Source organism: Lentzea indica (genome assembly GCF_012184385.1).
Taxonomy (GTDB): domain Bacteria; phylum Actinomycetota; class Actinomycetes; order Mycobacteriales; family Pseudonocardiaceae; genus Lentzea; species Lentzea indica.
Map to the genome: position 1 here is coordinate 1 of NZ_VSRL01000212.1, position 15,443 is coordinate 15,443.

Below are 15,443 nucleotides of genomic sequence, written 5' to 3' on the forward strand. Positions count from 1 at the left end.
CGGCCGCGTCGGCTGCGCCGGCCGGGACGCAGGTGCCGTCGAACGTGTACGTGTACACGAAGTCCGATGTGGGCGCACAGCACTTCGACCACTGTCCGGCCAACCGCAGCTGCATCTTCGCCGGGCTGAACGGCGGGCACGGGTACGGGTCGTTCGCCAGCGGTGACGGCGACCTCGCGGACTCCTCCGGCCCGCGCGGCTGAACAACACGATGGAGAGCTTCTCCAACCGTCGCGCCGAGTTGTGGTGCTACTACGACGCCGGCGGCTTCAACAACCTGATCTTCGCCGTCGAAGGTGGTGCCCAGGGCAACCTGATCGCCGCGCACCGCAACCGTGTGACGTCGCTGAGGATCTGCCCCTGAGGTGGTCCCTACCGGCTCAGTGACCGGGTGGCCGGCTGGACCCACCAGCCGGCCACCTCGCCGCGCAGGATGCTGGTGTGCAGGGCACGCAGGCCGGGCGAGGGCTCGACACCGAGCTCTCGGACCAGCGTCGTGCGGAACTCGCTGTACGCGCTCGACGCCTCCGCGAGCCTGCCCGACTGCGCGAGCGCGGTCATCAGCTGAGCCCGGAACCGTTCGCGCAACGGGTGTTCGGTGACCAGCTCCGTCAGCTCGCCGACCAGGTCGGCGCCGCGGCCCAGATCCAGATCGGCCGCCACCCGTTCCTCCAGCGCCTGGACACGGGCCTCCTCCAGCCGGCTGCAGGAGTGGTTGCGCAGGTCCGCGAGGGCGGGACCGCACCAGCGGGCGAGTGCGCGACGCAACCTGGCCGCGCCCGGTGCGACGGCGCCTGGGCGAGCATCTTGCGCGCGCACTCCAGGTCGTCGTGGAACAGGCAGGTCTCCAGCTCGTCCGCGGCGGCGCGCAGCCGGTAGCCGCGGGGCCGGTCGGTCGCGATCCGGTCGTGGCCGAGCAGGCGGCGCAACGCCGAGATGATGCCGTGGATCTGGGTTCTCGCCGAGGCGGGCGGTGAGCTGCCCCAGAGCTCGTCGATGATGGTCTCGATCGAGACGACCTCGTTGGCGCTGGCGGCGAGCAGCGCGAGCACCGTGCGTGTCTGCGGCGGGCCAAGCGGAATCTCCTCGCCCTGGCGCTCCACCCTGATCGGTCCCAGTGTTCTGATCAGCCACATTCCGCTCTCCCCCAAAGCAGACCGTGCCTGCACCAGGGTGCCACGCGGAGCGGGGGAGCCGCAGGCGAATCAGCGGAACAGGATGCGGGTGATCTCCGTGTCCGTCTCGCGGCCCTCGTCGTAGCCGCCCTCGCCCTTGAGGCTGTTCATGATCGCGACGGTGTAGCGCGCGTCCGGCCCGACAAACCCGACGGAGTTCATCACCCAGCCGCCGTCCTCCTCCGACCAGCCGTTCTTCGCGCCGGAGTCCGGTCCCCAGACGCCCCACTGCTGCTCGGGGCCGACCTGGCGCATCTGTCCGGTGATGTAGTCGCGGTCTGCCGCGGGCACCGTGTCGAGAATGTAGTTGATCAGCCGGTCGAGGTCGTTCGTCGTGCACTTCTCGTAGCCCCAGTAGGGGAACGTGGCCGAATATCCCTTTTGTGCCACCAATTCGGTCATTCCGTACTTGCCGAACGCCGCGTTGAACGTCGTGCCGCCGTACCGCTTCCACAGCGTGTTCGCTGCTTCGTCGTCGGAACTGTGCAGCATGGCGGTCATCAGCTTGCGGTCTTCGCTGCTGAGCTTGATCTTGCCGGCGCGGTGGCGCTCCAGCAGGTTCACGACCATCGCGAGCTTGATCGTCGACGCGGTCCACGTCAGGTCGCCCGCGTGGCCGTTGCGCCACATCGCCCCGGTCTTGCGGTCGCGCAGCACGATGCCGACGGTGCCCGGCCTCGTCTCGGCGTAGTCCTGCGCGGCCTTGACGCGCTTCTGGAAGTTGCACTCCAGCCCGCTGTCGGGCATCGGGCAGACCTCGGGCGTGGCGACGAGAGGTGCTGCCGCCGGCGTGTGCTGCGGCTGCGGGGTACGTGCCACGGCGGGTGGTTCCGCCGTCACGGCATGACCGCACGCCGTGAGGGCAAGCGCGCACGCAACAAGGATCGGACGGAGCATGAGCCGCACGCTATGGGGCCGATCGGTGGCCGTCGACCGCCATACGGACGCGTCGATCAAGTAAAAGATGTTTGACACGGTGTCCGCTTCGCTTTACCTTGGTCGTGTCAGGTTTCTTTGACATCGGGAGCGGGGCCGTGGCGTACGAGGAGAAGCAGGCGTGGGCCTTGGGGGTCATCGCCGTAGTCGGTTATGCCGTGTATGTCGTGCTCGTCCTGAGTCGGATGGACGGGCAGCCGTTGGCCGACGTGCCGTACATCGGCGCGATGCTGTGGACGATCGGGATCGGGATCGTCGCCGGAATCGTGGCGGGGATCTCGTTCGGCATCGCGTCGCGCAACGACGGCCTGCAGGCCGACGAACGCGACCACGAGATCGGCCGATTCGGTGACCACATCGGCCAGTCGTTCGTTGTGATCGGCGGTGTGTCCGCGATGGTGCTGGCGATGTTCGAGGCCGCGCACTTCTGGATCGCCAACGTGCTCTACCTGTGCTTCGTGCTGTCCGCGGTGCTCGGTTCCGTCGCGAAGATCGTGGCCTATCGGCGGGGCATGCAGTGAAGCCGACGAGAGTCACGAACTCCATCCGTGCGTTGCGGTTCGCGCACGGCGAGATGAAGCAGGCGGATCTCGCTTCCGCCATCGGCGTGACGCGGCAGACGTTGATCGCCATCGAGCAGGGGCGCTACTCGCCCTCGCTGGAGGTGGCGTTCCGGATCGCGCGCGTGTTCAAGGTGTCGCTCGAAGAGGTTTTCCAGTACCCGGAGGAGGAGACGACGTGAAAGCTGTGGTGTCACGAAGATATGGATCTGCCGCGCTCGGTGACGTGGATGTGCCTGTGCCTGGGAAAGGTGAGGTTCTGCTGGAGGTGCGGGCCGCGGGCGTCGACATGGGCACGTGGCACGTGCTGAGCGGACGGCCGTACCTGATGCGGGTCATGGGGTTCGGGTTCCGCGCGCCGAAGACGCCGGTCCTGGGCAGGGACGTCGCCGGCGTCGTGTCGGCGGTGGGGGCCGGCGTCACGGAGTTCGCGGTGGGCGACGAGGTGTTCGGCACCTGCCTCGGAGCGTTCGCCGAGTACGCGGTGGCACCGGTCTCGCAACTCGCCGCGAAGCCGGCCGGGCTGTCGTTCACGGAGGCTGCCGCGGTGCCGATCTCCGGCGGGACGGCGTTGCAGGGACTACGGGGAGTTCAGCCGGGGCAACGGGTTCTCGTCCTCGGCGCTGGTGGTGGTGTCGGATCGTACGGAGTGCAGATCGCCAAGGCGGCAGGTGCTCACGTGACCGGCGTGTGCAGCACGTCGAAGGTGTCGCTGGTGCGGTCGCTGGGTGCCGACGAGGTCGTCGACTACACGGTCGCGGATTTCACCGGTACGTACGACCTCGTGCTGGACTGCGGCGGGCACCGGTCGCTGTCGCGGCTGCGCCGGGCCGTGACTCCACGCGGCGCCGTCGTGCTGGTGGGCTCGGAGACCTCGGGGCCGTTGCTCGGCGGGTTCGACCGCGCGTTGCGGGCGATGGCGCTGAACCCGTTCGTGCCGCAGAAGTTCTCTCTGCTGCTGTCAACGGAACGAGGCGAGGTTTTCGACGAGCTGCGAGTGATGATCGAGGCGGGCACGGTGAAGCCCGCGGTGGACCGGACTTTCCCTTTGTCCGAGGCGCTTGACGCCATCTCTTACGTCTACACGCGACGGTCGATCGGCAAGGTCGTCGTCACGATCTGACCGCCGATGATCACGGTGGTCACGTGGTGCAACGCCGTGATGTCCCGCATCGGATCTCCTTGCACGGCAATGATGTCCGCATCCCAGCCGCGCTTGAGCATGCCCTTGGTGACGTTCAGCGCTTTCGCCGCCTGACTCGTGGCGGCGGCCAGTGCGGCCGCGTTCGGCACGCCGCCCTTGACGAGATGGGCAACGGAGTAGGCGATGACCCCGTGCTCCTTGCCCTTGGCGATGCCACCGTCGGTGCCGGCGACGGTTTTGACGCCGTGGTCGTACATCAGGCCGGCCATGCTGACCTTGCCGGCGTAGCTCATGCCGACCTTCTCCCACGCCTCCCTGATGAAGGGTGGCGGTTCCTGCGAGACACCGAGCGTGTGGCAGACGGTGATGTCGGCTTCCGTCAAGGCGTCCAGCAGGTCCCTGGGGACGTGCATGCCGTGATCGGTCAGGCAGGAGATGTGTTCGATGCCGTCCACACCCGCGGCCAGGGCCCGCTGCACCGAGGCCAGGCTGTGGGCGTGGGCGGTGACCGGCAGCCCGTGCGCGTGGGCTTCCTCGACCACGACGCGCAGTTCCTGCTCGGTGAACTGGCAGTCGGAGACAGCGGTGCCGGGAGTCGCGAACCCGCCGCTGGCCATGATCTTGACGACGTCGACCCGTCGCTCGGCTCGCTCCCGCACGGCCCTGCGGAGCTCGTCCTCGCCGGTCGCTTCACCGCCCATCGACCAGCAGTGGCCCTGCTTGCTGGTGATCGGCGGACCGGAGCCGAGGACGCGCTGCCGGTGCCGGTCACGCTGGTCGATCACGGACCACTGGTGGTCGCCGAGGTCGCGGACGGTGGTGACACCGGCTTTGAGCTGGCGTTCCAGGCTCTCCTTGATCACCGCGTCCAGCTGTTCCGGTGAGTACGCAGGAATGCGGTCGAGTGCGCCGATCTCGCTGTCCGCGCCGAGGTGGACGTGGGTGTCGATCAGTCCGGGTAGGACGGTGGCCGTGCCGAGGTCGACGACCTCGGCGTCCGGCACGTCGGGATGGCCCTGCTCGATCGCCGTGATCGTGCCGTTCTCGGTGATGACCGTGACGGGGCCGGCGAGCGAGTGCTCACCGTCGAAGGCACGCCCAGCTCGCAGCGCCAGCATCGGAACATCTTGCGCTCCACATGCTGGGAAAGCAACGGTCAGCGGGCATGCGGCAACGTGAAGGAGTCGACCTGCGGCAGGTCGTGACCCAGGCGGTCGCGCTTGGCCGTCAGGTACGCGATGTTGTGCGAGTTCGGGGCCATCAGCAGCGGCACCCGCGAGGTGACCGGGATGCCGTTGTCCTCGAGGGCCGCGATCTTGTCCGGGTTGTTGGACATCAAGCGCACCGACTGCACGCGCAGGTGCCGCAGCACTCGGGCCGCGGGGGTGTAGTCGCGGACGTCCACGGGCAGGCCGAGGGAGGTCGCGGAGTCCAGGGTGTCCATTCCGGCGTCCTGGAGCACGTGGGTGCGGACCTTGGCCACCAAACCGATTCCGCGTCCCTCGTGGCCGCGCAGGTAGACGAGGATGCCGCTGCCTTCGCGGACGATGGTGTTCAGCGCGGCGTCCAGTTGCTCGCCGCACTCGCAGCGCATGGCGGCGAAGATGTCGCCGGTCATGCACTCCGAGTGGATGCGCACGAGGACGTTCTCGCGCAGTTTCGTCTTGCCGTAGACGAGGGCCATGTGCTCGTGGCCGTCCGCGCGGAACGCGACTGCGCGGAAGGTGCCACGGCGGGTCACCAAGTCGGACTCCGCCACGTCTTCGTCGTTGAAGGCCTGTTCGAACATCTCGGGTCCCCTCGTCACCAGGCGCCTCCCGAGCGTTCAACTACGCTCGGATGCGAGGTCGCACCGTAACCCGACCGCACAGCGGAGGTCATCCTGTTCAGCATCACCGTCCGCGATCACGTCATGATCGCCCACAGTTTCCGCGGCGAGGTCTTCGGTCCGGCACAACGTCTCCATGGAGCAACGTTCCTGGTGGACGCAACGTTCAAACGTGCTGAACTCGATTCGGACAACATCGTTGTCGACATCGGACTCGCGACGCAGGAACTGAACAAGGTCCTGGCGGCGTTCAACTACCGCAACCTGGACGAGGAACCGCAGTTCGCAGGCATCAACACGTCCACGGAGTGGCTCGCGAAGCACATCGCGGACCAGCTCGCGGAGAAGATCTCCGAGGGCGCTCTGGGTGAGGGTGCTCACGGGATCGATGCGATCGCCGTCACACTTCACGAGTCCCATGTGGCGTGGGCCGGCTACGAACGTGCACTTCGTCCTTCCGGCTGACGTCGACGATCCGGGCAGTCCCAGCGGCGGCAACGTCTACGACCTGCGGGTCGGGGCAGGGCTCAACCGCCTGACCGTCGCTGGTGACTGGCCGATTCCGCACGACGTCACGGCGCTGCGGCAAACGCTTGCGCGGATCCCGGACGGGGACGTCGTCCTCCTGGACGGCCTGGTCGCCTGCGGTCTGCCTGAAGTGGTCGTCCCGCATGCGCGACGGCTCAGGCTCGCCGTGCTCGTGCACCTGCCGCTGGCCGACGAGACCGGGCTCGATGCCGAGACGGCGCGCCTTCTCGACGCCAAGGAACGCCAGGTCCTGCGGGCTGCGAGCGCCGTTGTCGCCACCAGCCCGACTGCCGCGCGCAACATCAAGACCAGGCATGGGCTCGACCACGTCCACGTCGTCGTTCCGGGGACCGATCCGGCGCCGGAAGCGCCGGGCACGGATGGTGTCAGCCACCTCATCTGCGTTGCCTCGATCACACCCCGCAAGGGGCACGACCTGCTGATCAGAGCCCTGCGGAAGATCGACCACGACTGGCGGCTCGCCTGCGTCGGTCCTCTCCGCCCGTTCAGGGAGCAACTGCCCGAAGATGATCGTGTCAGCTTCCTGGGACCGCTCACCGGTGAGGCTCTGACCAGCGCATACGCCAAGGCTGACCTGTTCGTGCTGGCCTCTCGTGCTGAGACCTACGGGATGGTCGTGACCGAGGCGCTCGCGCACGGTTTGCCGGTGATCGCGAGCTCGGTGCCTGACGCGCTCGGAGACGGCGGTCTGCTGCTCCCGGCGGGCGACGAAAAAGCATTCGAAGCTGCACTGACCCGCTGGTTCCAAGATCAGGAATTCCGCGCGGAACTCAAGGCCAAAGCGCTGGCGCGACGGGTGCACCTGTCCACTTGGGACGAATCCACAGAGGACCTGCGGAGGGTGCTGGCTAGTCTGCGGCCATGACCTTCGCGCCGGAATGGCTGGCACTGCGGGAGAAAGCGGACGCCGAGGCACGCTCGACGGAGCTTGTTGAAGTGGTCCGCGCAACTCTGGTGAACCGAAACCCCCTGACGATCCGTGACCTGGGTTGTGGCACGGGATCGATGGGACGATGGCTCGCCGGGAGGCTCGGCGGCGTACAGCACTGGGTGCTGCACGACCGCGACCCCCGGCTGCTCGAGCTGGCCGAGGCCAGCATGAGCGAGCTGAAGGACGTCACCGTCGAGACGCGTGAGGGCGACCTCACGTCCCTGAACGCCGCCGAACTCGAGGGCGCTGACCTGGTCACCTGCTCCGCATTGCTCGACTTGCTCACTACCAACGAGATGAACGCTCTGGCGGTTGCATGCGTAGAAGCACATGTGCCCGCACTGTTCACGCTCTCGGTGGCAGGCCGGATCGAGTTCGACCCGGCCGAGCCGCTCGACGCCGCCTTCCAGGACGCGTTCAACGCTCACCAGCGCCGCGTCGTGGACGGGCGCAGGCTCCTCGGACCGGACGCTCCGGCCGCTGCTGAAGAGGCATTCGTGGCAGCCGGCGCTTCGGTTCGAACGGCACAGAGCCCCTGGCGACTGGATGCTGATTCCCTGCTCGGGGAGTGGCTCAAGGGCTGGGTCGGTGCGGCGGTCGAGCAGGAACCCGCACGCGCCGCAGAGGCGTCCGAGTACCTGCGCCGCAGGTCAACGGCCTCAGCGGTGGTCCATCACGTCGACCTGCTAGCGATACCCGCCAAATCATGATCTGGGGAGCTGCCTGATGAAACGTTTCTGGCCGTGGCTTCGCCTGTTGCTGGCGGTGGCGATCCTGGTCGGTCTGGGCCTGCGCCTGGGCACCGGGGCTTTCCTGGACGGACTGCGCGCGATCGACGCGTTCTCCGTCGCCGCCGCGTTGGCGATCGGGTTCGCGACGACGTTGCTCAGCGCCGGTCGCTGGGTGCTCATCGCGCGCCGCCTCGGCCTGTCGCTGTCCATGGGCACCGCGGTCAGCGACTACTACCGGGCGCTGCTCGTCAACGCCGTGCTGCCCGCGGGCGTGCTCGGCGACGTGCACCGCGCGGTCAACCACGGACGTGAGTCGGGCGATGTCGGACGTGGCGTGCGCGCCGTGTTCTTCGAGCGCTTCGCCGGCCAGATGGTGCTCATCGGGATCGGGCTCGCGGTGCTGCTCACGCACCCCGCGCCCGGCCTCGACCTCGCACCGAGCGGCACCACCGTCGGGCTCGTTCTCGCCGGTCTGGCCGTTGCCGCTGTCGTCGGCTGGCAGATCAGGCCGGTGCGCCGCGTCCTGGTGCACACGCTTGCGGACGGGATCCGGCTGCTGTCGCTGAAGACGTGGCCGGCGGTCATCGGGCTGTCGGCGGCCACGGTCGCCGGGTACGTGGCGATGTTCGTGGTCGCCGCGCGCGCCGCCGGGTCGGACGCCACGATCACCCAGCTCGCGCCGGTCGTCGTGCTGGCGCTGCTGATCATGGCGATCCCGGTCAACATCGGCGGGTTCGGCCCGCGCGAGGCGTTCCTCGCGGTGGCCTTCGCCGCCGCCGGACTGGGTGCCCAGCGGGGCTTCACCACCGGCATCGTCTACGGGGTGCTGGCGTTGATCGCGAGCCTGCCGGGTGCGGTCGTGCTGTTCACCTCACGTCGCCGCGCCGCCAAGACCGAACAGGTCGAGGTAGTGGCGGAACGACTCGGCCAGCCCCGCGAGCAGGAGCTCGCCCTTGCGCGCTGACGCGAGCGAAGGACGCCCGATGACGCCGGACTCCGTGTACGGCGCCAGACCCAGGGTGAGCATGTGCCGCCGGTCCTCCGCCAGGTGGTCAGCGGTTTCGTAGCCGGGACGGATGAGATCGGGGTGAGCGTGCAAGAGGATCGAGGTCTCCAGCTCACCCGCGTGCATGTCGCTGTACGCCGAGGTTTCGATGCCGGCCTTCTCCCGCGCGAACGCCCAGTCGTCACGTCCTGGGAACAGTGCCAGGCCTTCGCTTTCCTGCACGACGTTCGACAGCACGTAGTTGCCGCCGTGGCCGTTCACCAGGACCAGGCTCGTGACCCCGTTGCGCCGCAAAGAGTCCGCGATGTCCGTGACCACTGAGATCAACGTGCGCGCGGAGATGCTGACGGTGCCAGGCCAGCCGGCGTGTTCCTGCGAGCACGAGAACTGGACCGGCGGCAGCAGCCGGACCGGGTGCTTCGCCGCGATCTCCGACGCGATCGTCCACGCGATCACCGAGTCCGTGGCCAGCGGCAGGTGCGGACCGTGCTGCTCGGTGCTGCCGACAGGGAGCACCGCCACGCGCTGGTCGCGGACGTCGACCGTGGTGTCACTCGGAAACATGGCCCTGACCGTAGTCAATCCGGTGGCACAGCGCCGGAATCTCGCCGCCGGCCAGCTTCGGCATGACGTCCGGCAAGTCCTCGAACGCGCTGTCGCCCGTGATGAGCGCGTCGAACCGGTCGTCCGCGAGCAGATCGAGAGCGAGCGCCATGCGTTCGGCGTAGGTGCGGTCCTGGCGGCCGACGGTGCCGACCTGGCTGCTGCGGATCGTCAGCCGGCGCGAGTGGAAGAACTCGCCCAGCGGCACCGCGATCTTCCTGTCGCCATACCAGCTCAGCTCGACGACGCGGCCCTCTGGTGCGAGCAGGTTCAGCGCCGTGGTGAGGCCTGGTTCCGTCGCACTGGCGTGGAAGACGAGGTCGCAGCCGTCGAGTGCGTTGCCAGGCAAGGCGAAACCGACGCCGAGCTGATCAGCGATGACCTGACGACCGGGATCCGCGTCCACGAGCTGGACGCGCGCGCCGGGGAACGTCGCCAGCACGGCGGCGATGCTCGATCCGACCATGCCTCCGCCGACCACCGCGATCCGGTCGCCGATCAACGGGTGCGCGTCCCACACGGCGTTCACCGCGGTCTCGACGGTGCCCGCGAGCACCGCGCGAGCAGCAGGAACGGTGTCGGGCACCGGCGTGACCGCGGATTCGGGGACCACGTAACGAGTCTGATGTGGATAGAGGCAGAACACCGTGCGCCCGCGCAGTTGTTCGGGCCCGTGTTCAACGACACCGACGTTGAGGTACCCGTACTTGACCGGCCACGGGAAGTCGCCCTCCTGGAAGGGAGCCCTCATCACCGCGTACTGGTTCTCCGGCACGCCACCGCGGAAGACGAGGGTCTCCGTGCCGCGGCTGACCCCGGAGAACAGCGTGCGCACCTCGACCTCGCCCGGACCCGGTTCGGGCAGTGCGACCTGCCGAACCTCTCCTTTTCCGGATTCATTGAGCCAAAAGGCACTCGCCGTACGTGTCACTCACAACACCTCCGCCGCACGAAGTCCACTAGGGGCACCTGATGATCACACTTCAGCACACCAGGACACCCGCTGTCGTACGGGAGCCTGCCGTCTGGGCCGCCGCACAGGTACTCCTGCTGGGCGTGGTCGGTGTCACCGCCGGGCTCGGGCCGCTGGGCTGGGCCGCCGGTCTGGCCTACGGGTTCGCCACGTGGGCGTTCCTCGGCTACGGCATGCAACGCCACCGCACGGCGTCTTTGGGGCCCGCTGACCGGGTCACTCTGGCCCGCGGCCTGATGGTCGGCGCCGTCACCGCGCTGGTCGCGGACCGCGCTGGCCAGGACGTGCCGGTCGCGCTGGTCGTGACGCTCGCCGCAGTCGCTTTGTCACTCGACTGGGTGGACGGCCAGGTCGCTCGTCGTACGGGAACATCGACGGCGCTGGGCGCGCGGTTCGACATGGAGGTCGACGCGTTCCTGATCCTGGTGCTGAGCGCGTACGTGGCGGTGCACATGGGTCCGTGGGTGCTCGCGATCGGGCTCATGCGGTACGTGTTCGTGGCGGCGTCGTGGCGTTTCAGCTGGATGAACGCGCCGCTGCCTGCCAGCTACGCGCGCAAGGTCGTGGCCGCGGTGCAGGGAATCTTCCTGGTCGTGGCGGCCTCGGGCGTCATCCCGTTCGCGGCTGTTGTCGTCGGTCTCGCGCTTGCATCGTTGGTGTGGTCGTTCGGTCGCGATGTGCGGTGGCTGTGGCGTAATGCCGGTGTTTCGGTGGGAGGATCCCGTCATGTCTGAGCAGACCTCCACCGCGGCGAAGATCGGCAACATCGTCGTCTGGATCTTGCAGATCGTGCTCGCCGTGCAGTTCGTCATGAACGGCTACGCGTTGTTCACCGACCAGTTCGTCGCGAAGTTCGACGACATCGGCTTCGGCCAGTGGTTCCGCTACTTCACGGGTGTCCTGGAGATCGCCGCCGCGATCGGCCTGGTGATCCCGCGCATCTGCGGCATCGCGGCACTGGCCCTCGCCGGCATCATGGGCGGCGCCGCGCTCACCGAGCTCTTCCTGGTGACGAACGGTGGCTTCAAGGCCGCCACGATGCCGATCATCTTCGTGGTGTGGTCGCTGATCATCGCGATCTACCGTCGCGAGCAGATCTTCGGCCTGCTTTCGAAGATCACGGGCCGGAAGAGCTGACTTTCGGGAAGTAGCGCAGCACGGCGACGTCCCCGACTTTCGTGACGTCCGCCAGGTGGAATCGGCGTGCCGGTCCACCGGGGAATTCGGCGGGATTCACGAAACGCGGAGCCGTCGCCTGTCCGATCAGCATCGGAGCGACCGCGACCCTGATCTCGTCGGCGAGTCCCGCTTTGAGGAACGCGGTGTGAATGCTCGTGCCACCTTCGACCATGAGCTTTCTCACGCCCCGCGCGCCAAGGTCATCCAGAATCTCTGAGAAATTGCTGAAGGTTTTGGTTTCCGCGAGGTGGTCCACCGTGGTCGGGGTGGTCGCCGAGTAGACGAGCCGGGCGCCCCGCAGTGCAAAATCGCAGCTCAGGGTCCAGTTTGCCACTCCTGGTGACGGTGACCCGCAGTGGGAACTCCGGTTTGCCGTCGGCTATTCTCTGCGCGCGCCGCTCGTCGCTGTAGACGAGCAGGCGCGCGTTGTCGCGTCGCAGCGTCTCGGCTCCGGCCAGAATCGCGTCCGACTCCGCGCGCATCCGGTCGACGTGATCGAAGTCCTCGGCGTTGGAAAGCGGAAACCTCTCGGTTCCACGATCGTCGATGTGGCCGTCGAGGCTGACGGCGACGCTCAGCAGAACGTGCGGGCGGGTCACGGACTCGATGGTAGTGCAGTTGAACCGGTCGCGGGTCGGGCCGCGTTTACCTCATAGGTGAGGAAAGGGGATTCTCGGTGAGGATGTTGCTGCGTCGGACGGCCACTGTCTTGGCAGGGCTGTTCGTGTTGTTCGTGCTCATCGCACCGAGCGACCTGGAGAAGTTCACCCCGGAGGCGTTCCTGCGCGTGCCGCTCGAAGGCCTGGTCGGCGTCATGGTGCTGGTGCTGCTGCCGGACCGGTTCCGCAAGCCGGCCGCGATCGCCGGTGGCATCGCGCTGGGGCTGTTCACGGTCGTCAAGATCATGGACATCGGGTTCGACATGGTGCTGTACCGGCCGTTCGACCTGGTGCTGGACTGGCCGCTGCTGGTGCCCGCCATCGACTTCGTGGACGTCACGTTCGGCCGCTTCGCTTCCGTGCTCGCCGTTGTGGCCGCGGTGGCGCTGGTAGCGGGAATCGTGTTGCTGGCCGCGCTGTCCGTGCTGCGGCTCAGTTCCTCGGCCGGCGGGCGACGCCCGGTTGCGGTCCGCGCTGTGGCCGTGGTGGCCGTGGCGTGCGTTTCGCTTGCCGTGCCTGGGGTTCCGGTCTACTCCGATGCCGCCGCGACGTCGTTGGTGGACCACGCCCGGCGCGTTCAGGCCGGGCTGCACGACCAGGAGGTGTTCGCCGCCGAGGCTTCGGTCGACGCGTTGCGAGGACACCCCGGGCTGCTGTCCTCGTTGCAGGGCAAGGACGTCGTGTTCACCTTCGTGGAGAGCTACGGCAAGTCGGCCCTGGACATGCCGGACGTGGCGGCCAAGCTGGCCGATGGCAACGCGCGGTTGAAGGCGCGCGGGTACGCAGCCAAGTCCGCCTACCTGACCTCGCCGACCGCCGGCGGTGGCAGCTGGATGGCGCAGGCGACGTTTCTGTCCGGGCTGTGGATCGACAACCAGCAGCGCTACCGCAACCTCGTGGCGAGCGACCGGCTGACGTTGCCGAGGGCGTTCCGCGAGTCGTCGTGGCGCTCGGTCGGTGTCGTCCCCGGCATCACGCAGGCGTGGCCGGAAGGCGATTTCTTCCATTACAACGAGATCTACGACGCTGCTGATCTCGGGTACGCCGGGCCGCGGTTCGGGTACGCGACGACGCCGGACCAGTTCACCTTGGAGTCCTTCCAACGCGCTGAGCGCTCGAAGGAGCACGGGCCGGTGATGGCCGCGATCCCGATGGTCTCGTCGCACGCGCCGTGGTCGCCGACGCCGGACTCCGTGGACTGGGACAAGCTGGGCGACGGCTCGATCTACCGCACGATGCCGGCTTCGAACGACCCGCCGGAGTCGATCTTCGGCCGCGACCCGGCCGCCGTGCGCGCCGACTACGCGCATTCCATCTCGTACTCGCTGGAGTCGGTGATCTCGTACGTCGAGCGGTACGGCGACGAGAACCTGGTGTTCGTGTTCCTCGGCGACCACCAGCCGGCGCAGATGGTCACCGGCGAGGGTGCGTCGCGGGACGTGCCGATCACGATCGTCGCCAAGGATCCCGCTGTGCTCTCACGCACCGAGGCCTGGAAGTGGGACGACGGCATCAAGCCGGGAGGGTCGGCCCCGGTGTCGCGGATGAGCGACTTCCGGGACCAGTTCCTCTCGACCTTCTCGCCGCCCAGGCCTTAGCCCTCACTCAGCCCATGGTCTTCTGACCGTCGATCGTCTCGCGGATGATGTCCGCGTGGCCCGCGTGCTGCGAGGTCTCGGCGATGATGTGCGCGAACACGCGCCGCGCCGACCACGTCTTGCCCTCGGGGAACCACGGCGCGGACGGCAGAGGGTACGACAGGTCCATGTCGACCGTCTCGACGAGCTTGTCGGTGTACGCCGCGATCTCGTTGTAGCGCGCGAGGATGCTCTCCAGCGTCTCGCCCGGCTCCATCCGGAAGTTGCGCTCGTGGCTGTCGTGGGCCTCCGACTCCGTGCCGGGCTCCAGCGCCGCGGTGCCGTGCTCGATGAACTTGACCCAGTTCTCCTCGACCGTCGAGACGTGCTTGATCAAGCCGCCGATCGAGAGCACGCTGACCGTCGGGCTGGAGGCGGCCTGCTCGTCGGTGAGGCCCTGCGCGGTGAACGTCAGGAACCAGCGGTGCTGCCGGAGGGTCTCCAGGAGGTCCGCGCGCTCGCCGGTGAGGATCTCGGTGCTGGTCATCGCTCTTGTCCTTCGCTCGTTTGTCCCGACATGAAGGACTGTATGACCACTTGAGGTCAGCTTGTGTCCTAGACGAGCGGCCGCTCTAGCGAAACTTGAGCGACTTTCGAGCGATCCGGCTCTGACCAGGACGTCACTCTCGGTGAGTCAGCCGAAAGTGACATGCTCGTGCCAGATCCCGGGCACTTCTCGATCGCCGGTCGAGTCCGGCACCGGCGCCCGGTGGTAGAGGGCTCAGAACTTGTCGGACCCCGGCGTTAGTGTCCGAGACATGAGTGCCGACGATCTCCGCCACTACCTGCAAAGCTCGCGCGAGTCCGTTCTGTCTTCGTTGGACGGCCTGAGCGAGTACGACGCGCGCCGTCCGCTCGTGCCCAGTGGCACGAACCTGCTCGGCCTGGTGAAGCACCTGATCGGCATCGAGTTCGGCTACCTCGGCGACAGCGTGGGCCGTCCCGCGCCGGTCAAGCTGCCGTGGGCCGAGGACGGGTCGATCTGGGAGAACGGCGACATGTGGGTCAAGCCCACCGAGAGCCGCGAGTACATCGTCGACCTGTACCGCCTGGCCTGGAAGCACTCCGACGAGTCGATCGCGACCCTGCCGCTGGACGCGCCCGCGTCGGTTCCGTGGTGGCCGGAAGAGCGCCGCGGCACCACGTTCGGGCACCTGCTCGTCCGCGTCGTGGCGGAGACCGCGCAGCACGCCGGCCACTGCGACGTCGTGCGGGAGCTGATCGACGGCCGGTCCGGCGCGGACAACCCCGACGGCTACTACGACCTGGTCCTGAGCATGGCGAGCGTGCCGATCACCGGACCCGGCGCGAGCAGCAAGAACGCATAACGCCAGGTCACCACCTCGGCGAGCAGCGGAACGAGCTGGATGCTGACCACCGTCAGCCCGAACCCGACGGCGGTCAGGGCGGTGAGCGCCGTGCCGACGTAGCGCCTGTGAGATGTACACTCTTCGCCAGTTGACCGATGAATCTCGCTGGTGAGGGGCCTCGTGCTCGAGTCAGATCTGGTTCGCGCGTGCTCCGGTGTCACG

General features: G+C 67.8%; 22 protein-coding genes and 1 pseudogene. 13 read left to right on the plus strand and 10 right to left on the minus strand.

Features of this window, described 5'->3' with window-relative positions:
• Together FXN61_RS37275 and FXN61_RS37280 are read left to right on the plus strand one after the other, a co-directional pair.
• A partial coding sequence (locus tag FXN61_RS37275) for a hypothetical protein (protein WP_167978638.1) occupies window positions 1-203 on the plus strand: 203 nt, incomplete at its 5' end.
• An 8-nt stretch (window positions 204-211) separates the two neighbouring features.
• Window positions 212-364, plus strand: coding sequence for a hypothetical protein (locus FXN61_RS37280; RefSeq protein ID WP_167978639.1), 153 nt, complete (start codon window positions 212-214; stop codon window positions 362-364).
• Window positions 365-372: 8 nt separating this feature from the next.
• Here FXN61_RS37280 and FXN61_RS37285 read toward each other — a convergent pair whose 3' ends face one another.
• From FXN61_RS37285 to FXN61_RS37295, 3 genes and pseudogenes are all read right to left on the minus strand, one after another.
• Window positions 373-819: an AfsR/SARP family transcriptional regulator gene (locus FXN61_RS37285; RefSeq protein ID WP_312878290.1), complete on the minus strand. Its 447-nt coding sequence runs from the start codon at window positions 817-819 to the stop codon at window positions 373-375.
• Window positions 820-881: 62 nt separating this feature from the next.
• Window positions 882-1,136, minus strand: a pseudogene (locus FXN61_RS53315) (AfsR/SARP family transcriptional regulator); the annotation flags it as partial.
• Between the two features lie 69 nt (window positions 1,137-1,205).
• Window positions 1,206-2,072 carry a serine hydrolase gene (locus FXN61_RS37295; protein WP_167978641.1) on the minus strand — a complete coding sequence of 289 codons (867 nt, stop codon included), beginning with the start codon at window positions 2,070-2,072 and terminating at the stop codon, window positions 1,206-1,208.
• Between the two features lie 137 nt (window positions 2,073-2,209).
• On the opposite strand from FXN61_RS37295, the gene FXN61_RS37300 reads away from it, so the two are divergent.
• Genes FXN61_RS37300 through FXN61_RS37310 form a run of 3 tightly spaced genes read left to right on the plus strand, consistent with a single transcriptional unit; the run spans window position 2,210 to window position 3,794 of the window.
• Window positions 2,210-2,632: a hypothetical protein gene (locus FXN61_RS37300; RefSeq protein ID WP_167978642.1), complete on the plus strand. Its 423-nt coding sequence runs from the start codon at window positions 2,210-2,212 to the stop codon at window positions 2,630-2,632.
• Window positions 2,629-2,853 carry a helix-turn-helix transcriptional regulator gene (locus FXN61_RS37305; protein WP_312878291.1) on the plus strand — a complete coding sequence of 75 codons (225 nt, stop codon included), beginning with the start codon at window positions 2,629-2,631 and terminating at the stop codon, window positions 2,851-2,853. The genes FXN61_RS37300 and FXN61_RS37305 overlap by 4 nt, the downstream gene beginning before the upstream one ends.
• Window positions 2,850-3,794 (plus strand): NAD(P)-dependent alcohol dehydrogenase, encoded by a 945-nt coding sequence (locus tag FXN61_RS37310; protein ID WP_167978643.1) that lies wholly within the window; start codon window positions 2,850-2,852, stop codon window positions 3,792-3,794. Before FXN61_RS37305 ends, FXN61_RS37310 begins: the two co-directional genes overlap by 4 nt.
• On the opposite strand, the gene FXN61_RS37315 is transcribed toward FXN61_RS37310, so the two are convergent.
• Entirely contained in the window at window positions 3,752-4,933 is a 1,182-nt protein-coding gene (locus FXN61_RS37315; RefSeq protein ID WP_167978644.1) for an amidohydrolase family protein, read from the minus strand. The two genes, FXN61_RS37310 and FXN61_RS37315, sit on opposite strands and share 43 nt — an antisense overlap.
• Before the next feature lie 38 nt (window positions 4,934-4,971).
• Entirely contained in the window at window positions 4,972-5,622 is a 651-nt protein-coding gene (gene ribA, locus FXN61_RS37320; protein ID WP_312878292.1) for a GTP cyclohydrolase II, read from the minus strand.
• Between the two features lie 75 nt (window positions 5,623-5,697).
• Between ribA and FXN61_RS37325 the strand changes: the two genes are divergently transcribed.
• Genes FXN61_RS37325 through FXN61_RS37340 form a run of 4 tightly spaced genes read left to right on the plus strand, consistent with a single transcriptional unit; the run spans window position 5,698 to window position 8,818 of the window.
• A complete protein-coding gene (locus tag FXN61_RS37325) occupies window positions 5,698-6,108 on the plus strand; it encodes a 6-pyruvoyl trahydropterin synthase family protein (RefSeq protein ID WP_167978656.1) in 411 nt (136 codons plus the stop codon).
• Window positions 6,062-7,057 carry a glycosyltransferase family 4 protein gene (locus tag FXN61_RS37330; protein ID WP_223165772.1) on the plus strand — a complete coding sequence of 332 codons (996 nt, stop codon included), beginning with the start codon at window positions 6,062-6,064 and terminating at the stop codon, window positions 7,055-7,057. The genes FXN61_RS37325 and FXN61_RS37330 overlap by 47 nt, the downstream gene beginning before the upstream one ends.
• Window positions 7,054-7,833 (plus strand): class I SAM-dependent methyltransferase, encoded by a 780-nt coding sequence (locus FXN61_RS37335; RefSeq protein WP_167978646.1) that lies wholly within the window; start codon window positions 7,054-7,056, stop codon window positions 7,831-7,833. The genes FXN61_RS37330 and FXN61_RS37335 overlap by 4 nt, the downstream gene beginning before the upstream one ends.
• 16 nt (window positions 7,834-7,849) lie before the next feature.
• Window positions 7,850-8,818: a lysylphosphatidylglycerol synthase transmembrane domain-containing protein gene (locus FXN61_RS37340; RefSeq protein WP_167978647.1), complete on the plus strand. Its 969-nt coding sequence runs from the start codon at window positions 7,850-7,852 to the stop codon at window positions 8,816-8,818.
• Here FXN61_RS37340 and FXN61_RS37345 read toward each other — a convergent pair.
• On the minus strand, window positions 8,726-9,424 hold the full coding sequence (locus FXN61_RS37345; RefSeq protein ID WP_167978648.1) for a creatininase family protein: 699 nt from the start codon (window positions 9,422-9,424) through the stop codon (window positions 8,726-8,728). The genes FXN61_RS37340 and FXN61_RS37345 overlap by 93 nt on opposite strands.
• Window positions 9,411-10,394, minus strand: a complete 984-nt coding sequence (locus FXN61_RS37350) for a zinc-dependent alcohol dehydrogenase (protein ID WP_167978649.1) — start codon at window positions 10,392-10,394, stop codon at window positions 9,411-9,413. The genes FXN61_RS37345 and FXN61_RS37350 overlap by 14 nt, the downstream gene beginning before the upstream one ends.
• Before the next feature lie 41 nt (window positions 10,395-10,435).
• On the opposite strand from FXN61_RS37350, the gene FXN61_RS37355 reads away from it, so the two are divergent.
• Both FXN61_RS37355 and FXN61_RS37360 read left to right on the plus strand, forming a co-directional pair.
• Window positions 10,436-11,170, plus strand: a complete 735-nt coding sequence (locus tag FXN61_RS37355) for a CDP-alcohol phosphatidyltransferase family protein (protein ID WP_167978650.1) — start codon at window positions 10,436-10,438, stop codon at window positions 11,168-11,170.
• Window positions 11,163-11,573, plus strand: a complete 411-nt coding sequence (locus tag FXN61_RS37360) for a DoxX family protein (protein ID WP_167978651.1) — start codon at window positions 11,163-11,165, stop codon at window positions 11,571-11,573. Before FXN61_RS37355 ends, FXN61_RS37360 begins: the two co-directional genes overlap by 8 nt.
• On the opposite strand, the gene FXN61_RS54810 is transcribed toward FXN61_RS37360, so the two are convergent.
• Together FXN61_RS54810 and FXN61_RS54815 are read right to left on the minus strand one after the other, a co-directional pair.
• Window positions 11,554-11,871 (minus strand): RibD family protein, encoded by a 318-nt coding sequence (locus FXN61_RS54810; protein ID WP_312878294.1) that lies wholly within the window; start codon window positions 11,869-11,871, stop codon window positions 11,554-11,556. The two genes, FXN61_RS37360 and FXN61_RS54810, sit on opposite strands and share 20 nt — an antisense overlap.
• On the minus strand, window positions 11,816-12,214 hold the full coding sequence (locus FXN61_RS54815) for a RibD family protein (protein WP_312878295.1): 399 nt from the start codon (window positions 12,212-12,214) through the stop codon (window positions 11,816-11,818). Before FXN61_RS54815 ends, FXN61_RS54810 begins: the two co-directional genes overlap by 56 nt.
• 83 nt (window positions 12,215-12,297) lie before the next feature.
• On the opposite strand from FXN61_RS54815, the gene FXN61_RS37370 reads away from it, so the two are divergent.
• Window positions 12,298-13,872 carry an alkaline phosphatase family protein gene (locus FXN61_RS37370; RefSeq protein ID WP_167978657.1) on the plus strand — a complete coding sequence of 525 codons (1,575 nt, stop codon included), beginning with the start codon at window positions 12,298-12,300 and terminating at the stop codon, window positions 13,870-13,872.
• 7 nt (window positions 13,873-13,879) lie between these two features.
• On the opposite strand, the gene FXN61_RS37375 is transcribed toward FXN61_RS37370, so the two are convergent.
• Entirely contained in the window at window positions 13,880-14,398 is a 519-nt protein-coding gene (locus tag FXN61_RS37375; RefSeq protein ID WP_167978652.1) for a DinB family protein, read from the minus strand.
• Window positions 14,399-14,669: 271 nt separating this feature from the next.
• Between FXN61_RS37375 and FXN61_RS37380 the strand changes: the two genes are divergently transcribed.
• Entirely contained in the window at window positions 14,670-15,239 is a 570-nt protein-coding gene (locus FXN61_RS37380; protein WP_167978653.1) for a DinB family protein, read from the plus strand.
• The last annotated feature ends 204 nt before the right edge of the window (window positions 15,240-15,443 follow it).